Genomic DNA, 13,685 nt, shown 5'->3' on the forward strand with positions numbered 1-13,685 from the left:
CGAATGAGTAACGGAAACTGATTATGCGCGGAGTCATTCGCCTTGGCGACCCCCATTCACACGGCGGTACCGTCGCCACCGCCTCCGGCGCGCTGTTTGCCGGTAAAAAGGTGATGCTGGCCGGGGATACGGTTTCGTGCCCGCAGCACGGACAGTCTGCGGTGACGGAAGGGCACCCGACCTGGATAATGTCCGGCCGGGCGGTCATTGTCGATGGCTGTAAGTCAGCCTGCGGGTGCGTACTGCGCACCACGCTGCCGGGCGCAGGAGCAGAGTAAGTGATGCAATGGATTTTGCCGCCGCTGGCGCGTAAAACGCGGCCGGCGTTTCCGGCCTGGTGGGCGTGGCTCATTCTGCCGCTGGCCTGTGTGGCCGTTGCCGGCGTGATACTGCTGTTCACCTGGCCGGTTGAGCGGGGCTTTGCCAGCCTGCGCTTCTGGTTCTGGCTGGTGACGGCGCCCCTGCTGGTTGCGGGGACGCTGGGCCTGTTCTGGCTGAGCCACCTGCTGCACCGCCGGCGTGAGATTGCGTGGCGGCATCTGTTTCTTGACCGTAAACGCGCGCAGTGGATGGTGCTGGGCCGTCGCGCCCTGACGCTGGCCGCCTGGCATCTGGTCACCCCGGAGCCGGACCTGATGTCTCGCATCACCGGCATGAGCGGCACGCCGCCGGACGCGCCGTCCGCCACGCTGCGCTTACCGCCGGATGCCGGCAGTAAGCTCGGGGAGTCGCCGCTGCGCCCGCTTTTTCTGAGTTTACTGGCTCCGCTGACGCCGGCCCTGACCGCCCTGCCGGTGGTGGAGCTCTGGCTGTCCGCCGCCGGACAGGAGGAAGAGGACTGCCGTCTGGCGCTGGCGCAGGGCTGGCAGTCGCTGCTGAACCGCCCGCTCGCTGACGCCCGCGTCCACTGGCTGGAACAGCCTGCGGATGCCCTGCTGTTTGACCGCTGGTGTGATGAGCCGTCGGATATTCCCCGGCTGGTGCTGTGCCTGCATCAGATTCAGGATGACGCTAAAGCGATGGAGTTCAGCTGCGCCCTCCTGTTCATGCCGCGTAATCAGCGCCTGCCGGAACGGCTGCCGTTTCGCCCGGTGCACGTATTCCGCCCGCTGCTGACGCCCCGTCAGGCCCCCGAGAAAAAACTGACCGCGCTGCTGGATGTTCAGCAGTGCCCTCCCGGTCACCGCCGCCATCTGTGGGACGCCGGGCTGGATGCCCGCGCCCGCAACACGCTGCTCGCCACGCTGGATATTTACGGCGAGCCGCTGCCCGCCACCGGTATGCATCTGCTGCCGTCACGGGTGGGCGAACAGGGGCCCGCGGGGTTTATGCTGGCGCTGACCCTCGCGGCAGCGGCCACCGATACCGGTCAGCAGGGGCAGATGGTGGTGGCGCCGGTGGGGGACAGTATCGCCTGCGTGCAGGTCAGCGTCCGGCCGGCGGATGCCGTGCCCGCGCCGGAAGACCGCATTTCACGCTACCCGCTGGCGTGGCTGGGCGCGTCAGCCTGCCTGCTGACCCTGTACGGCCTGCTGCCGTCTCCCGCCATCCGCCTGGCGCTCTGGCCGTGGCTGCTGGCGGGCTTCGCCCTGTATGCCCTGCTGCTGGCCTTTGCCATTCCGCTGGCGCTGACGCTCTGGCAGTACCGGCTGGAAGAGGAATGGCTGACGGCGGAAACACGTTCTCATGAGTAAAATGGCCTCCCTGTTCTGGCTGGTGACGGCCCTGCTGCTGCTGGCACTCTGCCAGATACAGGCCCCGCACTGGTTTTCCGCCCCGGGCACCGTCCGGATTGTGCAGGCCGGCATTCTTCTGGGCTGGCTGCTGGTCATGCGCTTTGGCTTTGCCGTACAGCTGCTGCCCTGGCTGCGCCCGGCGGACAGACAGGACGACGACGCGGAGCGCGTCCTGGGGCCGCTGTGTGACCGGCATCCTTCGCCGTTCTGGCAGGCGCGTAAAAAGCGGCTGCCGTGGCTGCTGGTCACCGGGCAGGCCGCACTCGTTGAGTCGCTGATGCCGGGGCTGATAACCGAACGCTGGCAGGTCAGCCGCCGGGGGATACTGCTGTGGTGCGGTGAGCCCGGCCAGATAACCGGCGCGGATATCGCCTGGCTGCGCCGCCGGCGCGGGCGACGGGCCCTGAACGCCGTACTGTGGGTAACGGACGCCGGAGAGGCCGGGCGCGGGGATGACATCACCCGCCACGCGCTCTGGCAGCAGCTGAAACGCACCGGGGCGCAGCTGGGCTGGCGGCTGCCGGTGTATGCCGTGGTACGGCGGGAGAATGAGCACGACCAGTACGACCGCCCGCTGCAGGGGACCGGCCTCTGCTGGACGCCCGGCACGTCAGTGGACATCAGCGCCCGGCTGGACGGGCTGGTCCCGGACCTGGTGGCGCAGGGGATGAGACAGGTGCAGCATAACCGGCGCTGGAGCTGGCTGCTGCAGCTGGCGCAGGATATCCGCCACGCCGCACTGTCGCCGCTGGCCGCGACGCTGCAGCCGCTCGTGAATGTACAGAGCGGCGTGCTGCTTTCCGGGGTGTTTTTTATGCCGCCCCCGCCGCCGGGCCAGCATGCCGGTTACCGGGACATCAGCCTGTCACCCGCCTGGTACGCGCTGCTGCATCAGGCGCGTATCCGCCGCGGGCAGCGGGACCGGCTGATTTTCCGCGACTGGCTGTACCGGGGCACCCTGGCCGCCATCGCTGTGTGGTGGGCCGGGATGCTGACGTCGGCCTGCCTGAACGCCCGCCTGATTAAGGAAAACAGTGCGCTGCTGGCGCAGACTGCCGCCGGTACGGAGACGGCGGCCCGGCTGCGCCATCTGCGCGGGCTGCAGCGTCAGACCGCCGTGCTGCTCTGGCGCAGCCGGGAAGGGTCACCGCTTCTGTACCGCTCAGGACTGGACCAGAACGCGCGGCAGCTGAGACGCCTGTGGCCCGTCTGGCAGCAGCAGGCTCAGCAGCTGATGCTGGCGCCGGTGATGGCGCAGCTGACCACCCGCCTTCGTCAGTATACCGACCTGCCGCCCGGCTCCGCCGCGCGCCGCAGCCAGGCCGGCGAAACCTACCGGGACCTCAAGACCCTGCTGATGCTGACGCAGCCGCAGCGGGCAGAGCCCGCGTTTCTGCAGCAAACCCTGACGCCGCTGTGGCCCGCACCGGACCCGCGTATTCCGCCCGGTGAATGGATGATGCTGTCCTCAGGCATGACGGCGTTCTTCAGCCACGAGCTGCCCCGGCATCCTGACTGGCGGCAGGCGCCGGATGACCGGCTGGTTGCCGCCGTACGCACGCTGCTGCGCGGCCAGAAAGGCCTGCGGAACAGTGAGAACGCCCTCTATCAGTCGGTGCTGCTGCAGGCGAAAAAGCACCATCCGGCCCTGTCGCTCAGCGCGCTGCTGGACGATGACGCCGCCGCCGGCCTGCTGGTCACGGACCAGGCGCTGCCGGGCATCTTCACCCGTGAAGCCTGGGAGAGTGAGGTACGCGGCCTTATCGCAAAGGTCTCCGCCGCGCGGCAGGTCACGACGGACCCGGTGCTGGATGAGGCCGGAACGGCGGCGTCGCCGGTGCTGAGTGAAGACGCGCTGCGCCGGCGCCTGACCGCCCGCTATTTCGCCGATTATGCCGGCGCCTGGCTGGGGTTTCTCAACAGTCTCCGCTGGCAGCAGGGCGCCACGCTGAGCGACACCCTCGACCAGCTGAGCCTGCTCGGCGACAGCCAGCGCTCGCCGCTTATCCGGCTCGGCAGAATGCTGCGCCGTCAGGCGGGCGTGGGACAGGAAGGCCGGACCATGGGCGACACCCTGCTCCGGTCGGCAAAACAGCTGGTCGCCGGAGCAGGCGCAGGTACGCCGGAAACGCCGCCGGCGACGGCCGGGGAAGACAGTCCGGAAAGCCGGCCTGCAGAGGTGGTGGCACGGACCTTCGCGCCGCTGCTGGCCATTCTGCCCGCAGAAGAGGGCCAGAAAGACTCCGCCACGCCGCCCGGCGGCCTGACCCTGCAGGACTACCTGCTGCAGGTGACACAGGTGCGCCTCCTGCTGCAGCAGGTCACGACGTCAGACGACCCGCGGGGCGGAATGCTGGCCCTGATGCAGGAGACGCTGCACAGCAGGGACAGCGCGCTGTCCGTTGCACGCACACGCGGCTCACTGATGGCGGCAAGCCTCGGGCAGGACTGGAGCGGATTTGCCACCGCCGCCTTCAGCGAACCGCTGGAGCAGGCCTGGCAGAGCATCCTGACCCCGGCCGCGCAGGCACTCAATGACGCCTGGCAGCAGCGGGTGGTTTACAGCTGGCAGACCGCGTTCAGCGGACGTTACCCGTTTACCGCCGGCAGCGGCGATGCGTCGCTGCCCCTGCTGGCGCATTTCATCGCGCCACAGCGCGGCGTGGTGGAGCAGTTTATCAGCCAGCAGCTTCACGGCCTGGTGGAAAAACAGGGTGATGAGTGGGTGCCGGTTGCCGCCACACAGCAGGCCATGACGGTCAACCCGGCATTTCTGGCGGCCGTCAACCTGCTGGCCCGCACCGGCCGCCAGGCGTTTGCGCAGGGCGAAGCCCGCCTGAGCTTTGCCGTTCAGATGCGGCCGCTGCGCGGTATTGTGGAGACAACCCTGCAGCTGGATGACGCGCAGCTGAAATACTTCAATCAGCAGGCCGAATGGCAGGCCTTCACCTGGCCGGATAAGCAGACCGCGCATCCGCAGGCGGTGCTCAGCGTCATCCCGGAGAACCGGAACGGCGATGCGGTACTGCCGCCGGTGACCGTCGCGGCCGCTGACGGCCCCTGGGCGCTGCTGAGGCTGCTGGACAAAGCCCGCCCTGAGCAGCTTGACAGCAGCCGCTGGCGGCTGAGCTGGACGGATAAAAACGGACAGGTCATTTCGCTGCTGCTGCGCACAGAAAGCGGGGCCGGGCCGCTGGACCTGCTGGCGCTGAAGGGCTTCACGCTGCCCGCCACCGTGTTCAGTCCGGCGGAGGGCGCTGACCATGGGCAGCCGTAGACACCTCCGGGCCCTGCGCGGCCTTTCAGCACTTATCCTGGCCGTTCTGCTCAGCGGATGCGGCCTGACGCAGAGCGTGAAAAAAGGGGCGGGCAGCGTCACCCGCGCCATTTTCTACAAAAAAGTGGACACCCTGCAGCTGCAGCTGGCGGCGAGGAGCGCGCTGAATACCGATGAGGCGCAGATGTCCTCGCCGGTCGAAGTGCGCATCTGGCCGCTGCGAAAGACCACGGCCTTTACTCAGGCCGCCTACGGCGCGCTGCTGAAGCAGGATGCCGCCACGCTGGCGGCGGACCTGTCGGGCAGGGCGCTGAGCGTCAGGGTGCTGCCGGGCAACACCACCACGGTAAATATCCCGCTGGCTGACGACGTGCAGGCGGTGGCGGTGGCGGCGTTCTTCCTGTACCCGGATATGCAGCGGGACAGCTGGCGGCTGACCCTGTCCCGCGATGATATGGTCGCGGACCGGCCGGCAATTATTGAACTGAACAACCGGGAACTCCGGATACGGGGCAGGGAGTGAACATGTCAGACCACGATTTTTTACGCTACTTTGACGGCGAAATGCGCTGGCTGAAAGCCGCGGCCAGAGAGTTTGCCGCGCAGTACCCGGACGCGGGGCGCCGCCTCGGCGTGGACAGCCTGTCGCTGAGAACGGACCCGTCCGTGGAGCAGCTGTTCCAGGGCTTCTCGCTGATGATGGCGCAGGTGCGGCGCCGGATTGATGATGACGTTCCCGAGCTGACCGAACCGCTGCTGAGCCACCTGCTGCCGGTGGTCAACCGCACGTTACCCTCCACCGCCGTGGTGGAGCTCTCGCCGGCTGACCCGCTGACGCACCTGCAGGCGCAGACGCTCCCGGCCGGAACGGAGCTGCTGAGTCTGCCGGTGAAGCCCCGTGAATACCATAACGGCCTCCGCTGTCCTTACCGCACAACCGGGGACCTGGTGCTGCATCCGTTCTCGCTGGCGCGCCTTACCCGGCATACCCGCCCTGACGGCACCCAGGCCCTGACGCTGCGCTTTACCTTTCCGGTGCAGAATGAGCCGAAAACGCTGCGGCTGCAGGACATTCCGCTCTGCATCACCGGGGACCGCGTACAGCAGTCGCTGCTGTACCTGGCGCTGACGCAGCAGGTCCGCGGGGTGCGTCTGCGCCACAGCGGTGCCCCGGAGGCGTTGCCGTTCACTGCCACCTTCACGCCACGCTGGCTGCATCAGCATCCGCCCCTGTGGCCCGACAGCGACAGCCCGGCGCTGTGCGGTGAAATCCGCCCGCTGCTCGAGTACTTCACCTCCCCGGCGCGGTATTTCTTTCTGACGCTGAACTGCCCGGAGACGGTCAGCGTTGCACCAAACGCCACGCATATCGAACTGGAGCTGGCGCTGGCCGTGCCGCTGCCTTACGACACCGTGATACCGGAAGATGCCCTGCGCATGCACTGCGTCCCGCTGATTAATCTCTTTCGCCTGGCCGGCGAGCCGCTGCTGACCCGGCCGGCAGAAACACGCTACCGCCTGCGCCCGCACCGGATGACGGACGGCCATACCGAAATCTACAGCGTCGACACCGTGGTGCAGAAGGATGAGGAAGAGGATGAGTCCCGGCCTTACACCCCCTACCGCCACTTCCGGCAGAAGGGCGGGATGCTCAGGTATGAGAATCAGTGGCCTGACCGTTACTTTCACACCCGCATCTGGCGCGGCGTCAGCGGCCTGCATGAAACCGTGCTGATGCCGGGCGGCCGGGCCCACGAACAGCAGCCGGGGGTGAAGCTGCTGCTGAACCTGACCTGCAGCAACGGGGCCTTCCCCCGGATGGCGCTGCAGCAGGCGCTGTTTGACGCTGATTACGCCACGGGCAACCTCGCCCTGCGCGGACAGACCCGCGGACTGCCCTCCATGCCGTTTTACCCGCCCACCACGCCGCTGTACCAGTGGCACCTGATGGCGCTGCTGCATCCCCGGGCGCTGAGCCAGATGATTAGCGATGCGGAAAACCTCAGGGCGGCGCTGTCGCTGTTCAACTGGGGCGATGATGAGCATAACCGCCGGCGCATCAGCGGTATCCGCCACGTCAGCTGGCGGCAGGCATATAACACGTCGTTCCACTGGAACGGGGTCCGCATCCGCGTGATGCTGGACGAAACGCAGTTCAGCGGAACCGGCGACGCGCGGCTGTTCTGCGAGCTGCTGGAGCAGTTTCTGACCCAGTACGCCAGCGTTATGCGTTTCACCCAGCTGACCGTCCTGCTCACCGGCTCCGGCACCGAATGGGCCTGGCCTGAGCGCCGGATTGACCGGGTGCTGATGTGAACGACGCAGAAGACCAGAAGCCCCTGCCGCCGTTCTGGCTGGACGACGAAGGCAGTGACCAGACGGCGCGGTTTAACTTCTACCGCTTCTGTCAGCTGACGGAGCGGATAACCGGCAGCCGGCTGGGTACGGGGCGCACGCCTGACGGCGACCCGGTCCGCTTTCGGCCCAACCCCCGGCTGGGCTTTCCGTCAGGGGAGCTGAAATGCACGGAAACCGACCCGGAGAACCCGGACGCGCCGCCCTCCGTCAGGACACAGTTCTTCGGCCTGTACGGCGTGGACTCGCCGCTCCCCACGGCCATCATTGATGATATCAACCAGGGACGCGACGGGGCGGACGCGATGGCGGCATTTCTGGATATCTTCAACCACCGGCTGATGACCCAGTTTTACCGCATCTGGCGTAAGTACAGCTACCCGGCCACCTTTGAGCCCGGCGGCACGGACTCCGTCTCGCAAAGCCTGATGGCGCTGACGGGGATTACCCGCAGCCGGGAGGTGCCGGCATCACGCTTACTGGCCATCCTGTCCCCCCTGCTGCACCCGACGCACACGGAGGAAGGCATAGCGGCAGTCATCCGCAGCCAGGCCCCCCACACGCAGGTTGACGTGTACCCGCATCATCCGGTAACGGTGCCGGTGACAGAGCGGGCCCGCCTCTCCCTGCGGGACGGCATGACGCTCGGTGAACACCCGATACTGGGCGATGAAACCACCATTGCGGGGTACTGTTCCCGGGTTGAACTGACCACGGACGATCCGGATGAAGCCAGAGGCTGGATGCCGGATGGTCAGCTCAGGCAGGACGTGATGACATTATTACAGACCAGCCTGGGCTGCGATTATGACCTGCGCCTCTGGCTGACCATTCCCACCCGACTGCTGCCGGTTCCCCGGCTGGGCGCTCCCGGGCTGTTCTCCGGCTACAACATGATGCTGGGACTGAGGGACGATAATCTGGATGAACTGCCGGCAACCACGCGGATAAAGGTCGGCCGGCTCAGGAAAACTGACGCCACATTCGGCCGTGAATAGGGGGCGGTGAATGTTTTATCAGGGGGTTGCCCTGTGCGTTCACGCATGAAGGCAACAGAAAGGGTCACAGGTCACCGCTGAAAGGACACCGGCATGGACAACAAGCTGCAGTTTATCATCGACGAGGGCACCGGCAGGTTCATTTACCCCGACGGGCGCTTCAGGCAGGTCATGAATGGCGTTGATGCGTTACTGAAACGCTATCAGACGGGGACAATCCGGGACACAGACTACCTCACGGGCCTGAAAATGCTGATCAAAAGAGAGCCTGATTTGATTGATGCCCACGCGCACCTGTCGCTTGCCTTCAATGAATCAGAGGATAACCCCAAAAAGGCGCTGAAGGCCGCGCTGGCCGGCGTAGCCGTGGGAAACAGGCTGATCCCCGGGGGCTTTCATGGCCGGATTGAATGGAAACACGTCGCCAACCGCCCCTATTTACGCGCGCTGCACAGCGCGGCCGTCTCGTATATCCCGCTGGGTCGTGGCAGAGCCGCAAGTCAGATGATGGAAAAGATGCTGGCGTATAATCCGGTCGATCAGCCGGGCGTGCGCTACCTGCTGGGGTCACAACAGTTACGCTGTGGAAACATCGACCGCGCCGGTGAGCTTTTTATCGCCTGGGCTGACGACTATCCCCCTTATTATTATGAACTGGCGTTGTTTGGGGTTTGAGGGTCAACCGTGTAAAAAACCACGCTAAGGAGATAAGGGACTATATTTATAGTGATTTACACTACATTCTTTATGAAGAAAACCCGGCGATCGCCAGGTTTGTTCTGAGGATTACTTTGCTGGGTTTTGTGCTGTTTCTTGTCTGACTTCGTCAATCGTGTCACGCATATTGCTCAGACATTCTGCGGCTGGATTTCCAGCCTTTTCCAGCACGGGTTCTGCCTTCGCGAAATAGGGGTCTGATGCTCAGTCGAACGAAAACTCACGCCAGGCGAGAAAGGTCGTCCGAAAAATCAATTAGTGGGCACTGGTGTCCGTTCAATACCATTTTCCGATTAAAAAGACAGCGTTTTTGGCGCATTTTTCACTGTCCATAATATTCTGATTTATCGGACAAAATAGGCTTAACGTGTGAAACCGCTCCGTTGAGCGTCAACCCCCTTAACTGAATGTACCATCAGAATATTGTCTTATGCGTTCACGCATGAAGGCGACAAATACACTTCCATGAATCGCGAAGGGTAGGGGTCGCCGGTGACGCGGCTTTGCCGCTCCGGTTTGATAGATTTCACCAATCCCAGCCCCCTCCCTGCAAAGCCAGACCCGCTTTCAGCCATGAAGAAGCTTGATTTGCGCTGACGGAGTGGTCACGGCAAGGCGTAGCCGCAGCCGGGGCGTATCTCCGCGTTAGCGGGCCTTGGGGGCCGCTTACGGGCGTGTATTTTATTCTCACAGCGACACTCCCACACATCCTCAGAGGTTCAGTCGTGGCACTGATTAGTAAGCGGCAGAGTATCCAGCCTCCGATCGGGGGGCTATGTGAGTGTTGTAACTAAAATGTTCGCCGGACTGATGCCCCGGACGTGTCCGGGGAGCTACTTCATACTGGTGTGGGAGTGTGTGCACGGTGGCCGGAGGGATAATTTTGCCCCGGGCGAAGCCTGGGGTGCTACTCCTGATGCCAGGCGGCAGGCTGGCTCAAGAGTACTCCCTTTTTAAAGGGCATGTTTTGTTCAGAAGTAACGTTCGAAATTAGCGTTTTTACCTGCAGGGACTTCGAAGTTAACTGCAGGCAGTCTGCGGGCATGGCCACAGTTCCGAATTTAACTGCTTTAATTGTGTTCAGGGATGGCCACGGTGCCGGTGCGGGACTCTTCCGGGTGGCCATTATGATGCCAGGAGGGCTGTTACGGGCGTGTGAATGCCTGCCGGATGCGCGGTTTACCGCTCAGCGCCAGCACAAAAACCGCGAAGGACGCGGTAAGTTAAAAAAGGGGTGTTAAAGGGGGACGCCAGCGCGTTCCAGCAGCAGGCGGTAGTACGTTTCAGGGTCAGTATGGTGCATCAGCGGGTGGTCCGCCTTCAGCGCGTTTTCCAGCGTCATCTGCATGGCCATCGTGCACTGGCCACCGGCAATAAACCGGCGCCATGCACTTTCGTACCGGTTGCCGGTGCTGCGCGGACGCAGCTGCCGCAGCTTGCGGGCCTGCTCATCGAGCACCGCGCCCAGGTCTTCCTCCACGCGCTCCCGTTCAGCCCTCAGCTCCGGGCTGACCACCCAGCGCTTTATCTTCTTCAGGCGGTTTTTAAGGGAATGGTGGCTGTCGATATTAATGCCAAGCCTGGCCATCTTCAGCTGATGACGGGCGTACTTCTCGCGCATTGACTCGGCCACGCCGGTGGCCACCGCCCACTGGCGGTACTTGTGCAGCCACTCCCGCACGTTCTCGACGGTCATCCCGCGTGAGGTGAAGCACCGCTCCGTCAGGAAGATGCGCACCGGCTTGTTCTGGCCGGAGTCGGTATCGCGGTCGCGGTGAACCACGACGTAGTCCAGCTGCTCGAGGACGCGCAGCGCATGCAGCAGGACGTCGTAGGCTTTACGGCCGCTTTCGTAGACATGCAGCACCCCCATCCGCCGGGCAATCTCTTCCACCGGCAGCATCACTTCGAACATATATTCACTGTCCGGGCTGTAGTCGCAGTTGGCCGCCAGCACCAGTGACAGCGCGGTGAGCGCTTCCCGGCTCTCTGAACGCGGGGTGATACGCATCGGCTTCGGCCGGAAGGACGGATCGAACATGCGGGTGTAGGGCGTGTAGCCCTGCTGACGCAGCGCAATCAGGTCATGATTACGGCACCAGTCGTGGCCACGGAAACAGGCAACGACTTTGGCCGCCATGCCGCGCGGGGTTTTACCATTAAATACGGGCTGATGATTACGGTGGGTTTTGGACAGTCCTTTCCGGAGACGGTTGGACTCGCCGCGCCGTGAAGGCCGGTATGAACCGGGGGTGTCAGAATGAGGTAAAGCAACAATCTGGTCAGCCACTCCTGCCTGCGCTTATGTCGCGCAGAAGGAGTAAGCACAGAAGGTATTGTCTTTTTCTGAGCATGAATCTATACTCCCCGCATAGAGCAACAGCTTCTATGCAGATTATGTGATGCCCCGTTAACCTTCTAGAGTCGGCAAACTTCGAAAGGTTATCGGGGTTTTCTCTTTTCTGGTTCCGGTAAATCTTCTTCAGAACCAGTTCCATGCCACCTTACGGCGTGGCCAGCCAGAATATCTAAACGATCCGTAATCTATCACCACACCGGAGTGGGATCAAGGAATGTCAACCCGGAAGTCACTTCTTATTTTCAGCATGCGCTTTTATAAGCCGTTCCAGAACAACAGCCTGACTCACTCCTTGCTCCTTACACATATCCATCAGGATGGCTTTGACATCCGGATCAACAAAAACTTTGATCTCTTTTTGATGATTACGTTTGCGGGCAATTGAGGCAAGTTGTCTTTCTGTACCTGACAATGGATTACCTTTTCTGTAAGGGCGTTTCTGTTTAGGCTGCGCAGCTGATGACTGTTGCTGTGGCATGAGGCCTCCTCAGAAAAAATGAAAACTTTTCCGCAGGATAGCACAGCATTTAGTCAGTGGGTTCACTTTTTACCGGAAAGGTCAGTTGCCGTACAGACCTACCCGACGATTACGTGATCGAGTACTTTTTACCGTTCAGATTAGCGACTTTACTCTTCCTGCATAAACGTCAGCACCGCAGATGAGTGCGGATCGCCCGGCAGATACGGCGCCAGCCGGTACACCCGTGCCAGCGACGTCACCAGGATCAGAATGTCCGTCACGTCCTGCAGCGAGATCTCCAGCAGCGACAGGCGGACATTGTCCGGGAGCAGCGGGGGCAGGCTGAGTTTCCCCTCCCAGATGGTCAGGCAGAGCTGGCTGCCCTCGCTGTGATACATCACCAGCTCGGTGACCGCATTACCGGCCCGGTAGCAGGTCACCTCAATTTTCTTCACCCGGGGCAGGTTAAGCCGGATGCTGCGGATAAAATCCTCGTACGCCTTTGTGTGCTCAATTCTGTCCGTGGTCGTCACGTCAAACAGGTAACGTTCTTTAGCCATCGATCCTCCCTCTGTCCTGTTCCGGGTTACAGTGGTTATGCGTTATGTCAGTCATGGTAAGCGCCTGATTAGGTTCAATTATCGGGGGTGAGTCAGTACGGAAGGCGGTAATCATCACCGCCGTCCCAGCGGGACTGCCAGTGTGCGAGGTAGCGTTCTGCCAGCTCCGGCATGTCGCGGATGACCAGCGCGTTCTCGCTGTTCCGCTGCTCAGCCGACCGCGTAAAATTAAATGAGCCGGTTTCCACCGTGCGGCCGTCGGTGATGAGGGTCTTGTCATGGAGGATCGCGTAGCGACCGTTGGTGCGCACCGGGATGCCGTTGCTGACCAGCAGGTTCATGGCCGCCAGGCTGGTTTTGCTGCGGTTGCCCTTCTCATCGAGCACCACCTTCACGTCCACGCCCCGTGCCTTCGCGCGGATAAGCGCCTGCACGATATCGGGCGCGGTGAAGCTGTAACCGGCGAGGCGTATCTGCTGCGTGGCGCTGTCGATGACGTTCAGCACCAGCGTCTGTGCCGTACCTTCCGGTGAGAAGCCCACGCTGACGCCGGGGGCGGCCGGGACGGTCAGCGGGCAGAGCAGTATCAGGCCGCTGAGTAACAGCGGCAGGTGACGTTTGTGCATGGTATGTCCTTTCAGGGGTCGTGAGCAGACAGCGGTTTTCAATCGTGTCTGTGAGGGACCGGCCAACCGCAGGGCGGCAGGCCGTCAGTGTTTCCCGGTCAGCACCAGGTTAATCAGGCTGATATCTGACAGCGCGTTTTTCAGCAGAAACCAGCCCATCGCGAAGGTGACGATGTCCGTCAGCGGGAACACCCACAGCGGCACGTCACCCAGCGCGGCGCCGACCGTCGGCGGAAATATCAGCCCCAGCCCGGCAAGCCCCGCCAGCAGCAGGTTAAACGCGCTACCGCGCACAAAGCGCGTGCCGTCATAGCGCACCAGCGCCGGATGAATAAGCAGCGTCACCGGCACCATCGCCGGACGGCTGCTCATCCCGTTCAGCAGGGCGGTCTGCGTCTCAGTGAGCGCGTGCCGCGCCGCAAAGCGGCCGGTGGCGGCGGTCACCACGGCATCAACGGCGTGGATGCCCGCCGGGTTACTGCCGGTCCGGCTCCAGCGCCGCAGCACCGGCGCGGGGTCCTGCAGCTCCGGCAACCAGAGCAGCAACATGTACACAAACACGGCCACGGTGGCCGGGGCCAGTAAGGTCATCATCAG

13 protein-coding genes are annotated in these 13,685 nt (G+C 63.2%); 7 read left to right on the forward strand and 6 right to left on the reverse strand.

Annotation, left to right across the window (positions count from 1 at the left end):
* The first annotated feature begins 23 nt into the window (after positions 1-23).
* The 7 genes from NG99_RS07045 to NG99_RS07075 all read left to right on the forward strand — a co-directional run bounded on the left by NG99_RS07045 (position 24) and on the right by NG99_RS07075 (position 9,041).
* On the forward strand, positions 24-278 hold the full coding sequence (locus NG99_RS07045) for a PAAR domain-containing protein (RefSeq protein WP_034890133.1): 255 nt from the start codon (positions 24-26) through the stop codon (positions 276-278).
* Positions 279-1,694 carry a hypothetical protein gene (locus NG99_RS07050; RefSeq protein ID WP_052130589.1) on the forward strand — a complete coding sequence of 472 codons (1,416 nt, stop codon included), beginning with the start codon at positions 279-281 and terminating at the stop codon, positions 1,692-1,694.
* Entirely contained in the window at positions 1,687-5,013 is a 3,327-nt protein-coding gene (locus NG99_RS07055; RefSeq protein WP_034890136.1) for an ImcF-related family protein, read from the forward strand. The genes NG99_RS07050 and NG99_RS07055 overlap by 8 nt, the downstream gene beginning before the upstream one ends.
* Positions 5,000-5,536 (forward strand): type VI secretion system lipoprotein TssJ, encoded by a 537-nt coding sequence (gene tssJ, locus NG99_RS07060; protein WP_034890138.1) that lies wholly within the window; start codon positions 5,000-5,002, stop codon positions 5,534-5,536. Before NG99_RS07055 ends, tssJ begins: the two co-directional genes overlap by 14 nt.
* A 2-nt stretch (positions 5,537-5,538) precedes the next feature.
* Positions 5,539-7,329: a type VI secretion system baseplate subunit TssF gene (gene tssF / locus NG99_RS07065; RefSeq protein ID WP_034890141.1), complete on the forward strand. Its 1,791-nt coding sequence runs from the start codon at positions 5,539-5,541 to the stop codon at positions 7,327-7,329.
* Positions 7,326-8,366: a type VI secretion system baseplate subunit TssG gene (gene tssG / locus NG99_RS07070; RefSeq protein ID WP_052130590.1), complete on the forward strand. Its 1,041-nt coding sequence runs from the start codon at positions 7,326-7,328 to the stop codon at positions 8,364-8,366. Before tssF ends, tssG begins: the two co-directional genes overlap by 4 nt.
* A 93-nt stretch (positions 8,367-8,459) precedes the next feature.
* Complete coding sequence (locus tag NG99_RS07075) at positions 8,460-9,041, forward strand: hypothetical protein (protein ID WP_052130591.1); 582 nt, start codon at positions 8,460-8,462, stop codon at positions 9,039-9,041.
* Positions 9,042-10,320: 1,279 nt separating this feature from the next.
* On the opposite strand, the gene NG99_RS07085 is transcribed toward NG99_RS07075, so the two are convergent.
* The 6 genes from NG99_RS07085 to NG99_RS07105 form a co-directional block, all read right to left on the reverse strand.
* A complete protein-coding gene (locus NG99_RS07085; RefSeq protein WP_034890147.1) occupies positions 10,321-11,373 on the reverse strand; it encodes a hypothetical protein in 1,053 nt (350 codons plus the stop codon).
* Positions 11,366-11,581, reverse strand: coding sequence for a hypothetical protein (locus tag NG99_RS30335; protein ID WP_034890150.1), 216 nt, complete (start codon positions 11,579-11,581; stop codon positions 11,366-11,368). Before NG99_RS30335 ends, NG99_RS07085 begins: the two co-directional genes overlap by 8 nt.
* A 90-nt stretch (positions 11,582-11,671) precedes the next feature.
* Positions 11,672-11,920: a replication regulatory protein RepA gene (repA, locus tag NG99_RS28090; RefSeq protein WP_072017554.1), complete on the reverse strand. Its 249-nt coding sequence runs from the start codon at positions 11,918-11,920 to the stop codon at positions 11,672-11,674.
* Between the two features lie 149 nt (positions 11,921-12,069).
* Positions 12,070-12,462 (reverse strand): hypothetical protein, encoded by a 393-nt coding sequence (locus NG99_RS07095; RefSeq protein ID WP_034890153.1) that lies wholly within the window; start codon positions 12,460-12,462, stop codon positions 12,070-12,072.
* 92 nt (positions 12,463-12,554) lie between these two features.
* Entirely contained in the window at positions 12,555-13,088 is a 534-nt protein-coding gene (locus tag NG99_RS07100) for a phospholipase D family nuclease (RefSeq protein ID WP_034890156.1), read from the reverse strand.
* Positions 13,089-13,172: 84 nt separating this feature from the next.
* Positions 13,173-13,682: a hypothetical protein gene (locus NG99_RS07105; protein WP_034890159.1), complete on the reverse strand. Its 510-nt coding sequence runs from the start codon at positions 13,680-13,682 to the stop codon at positions 13,173-13,175.
* Positions 13,683-13,685 lie beyond the last annotated feature (3 nt).

Origin of the sequence: Erwinia typographi (assembly GCF_000773975.1) — a bacterium.
GTDB lineage: Bacteria > Pseudomonadota > Gammaproteobacteria > Enterobacterales > Enterobacteriaceae > Erwinia > Erwinia typographi.

What these genes read in the sequence shown, in the direction of transcription:
- NG99_RS07045 (WP_034890133.1), top strand. Translation starts at nt 24, where the DNA reads ATGCGCGGAGTCATTCGCCTTGGCGACCCCCATTCACACGGCGGTACC.
- NG99_RS07055 (WP_034890136.1), top strand. Translation starts at nt 1,687, where the DNA reads ATGAGTAAAATGGCCTCCCTGTTCTGGCTGGTGACGGCCCTGCTGCTG.
- tssJ (WP_034890138.1), top strand. Translation starts at nt 5,000, where the DNA reads ATGGGCAGCCGTAGACACCTCCGGGCCCTGCGCGGCCTTTCAGCACTT.
- tssF (WP_034890141.1), top strand. Translation starts at nt 5,539, where the DNA reads ATGTCAGACCACGATTTTTTACGCTACTTTGACGGCGAAATGCGCTGG.
- NG99_RS07075 (WP_052130591.1), top strand. Translation starts at nt 8,460, where the DNA reads ATGGACAACAAGCTGCAGTTTATCATCGACGAGGGCACCGGCAGGTTC.
- NG99_RS30335 (WP_034890150.1), bottom strand. Translation starts at nt 11,581, where the DNA reads ATGGAACTGGTTCTGAAGAAGATTTACCGGAACCAGAAAAGAGAAAAC.
- repA (WP_072017554.1), bottom strand. Translation starts at nt 11,920, where the DNA reads ATGCCACAGCAACAGTCATCAGCTGCGCAGCCTAAACAGAAACGCCCT.
- NG99_RS07095 (WP_034890153.1), bottom strand. Translation starts at nt 12,462, where the DNA reads ATGGCTAAAGAACGTTACCTGTTTGACGTGACGACCACGGACAGAATT.
- NG99_RS07100 (WP_034890156.1), bottom strand. Translation starts at nt 13,088, where the DNA reads ATGCACAAACGTCACCTGCCGCTGTTACTCAGCGGCCTGATACTGCTC.
- NG99_RS07105 (WP_034890159.1), bottom strand. Translation starts at nt 13,682, where the DNA reads ATGATGACCTTACTGGCCCCGGCCACCGTGGCCGTGTTTGTGTACATG.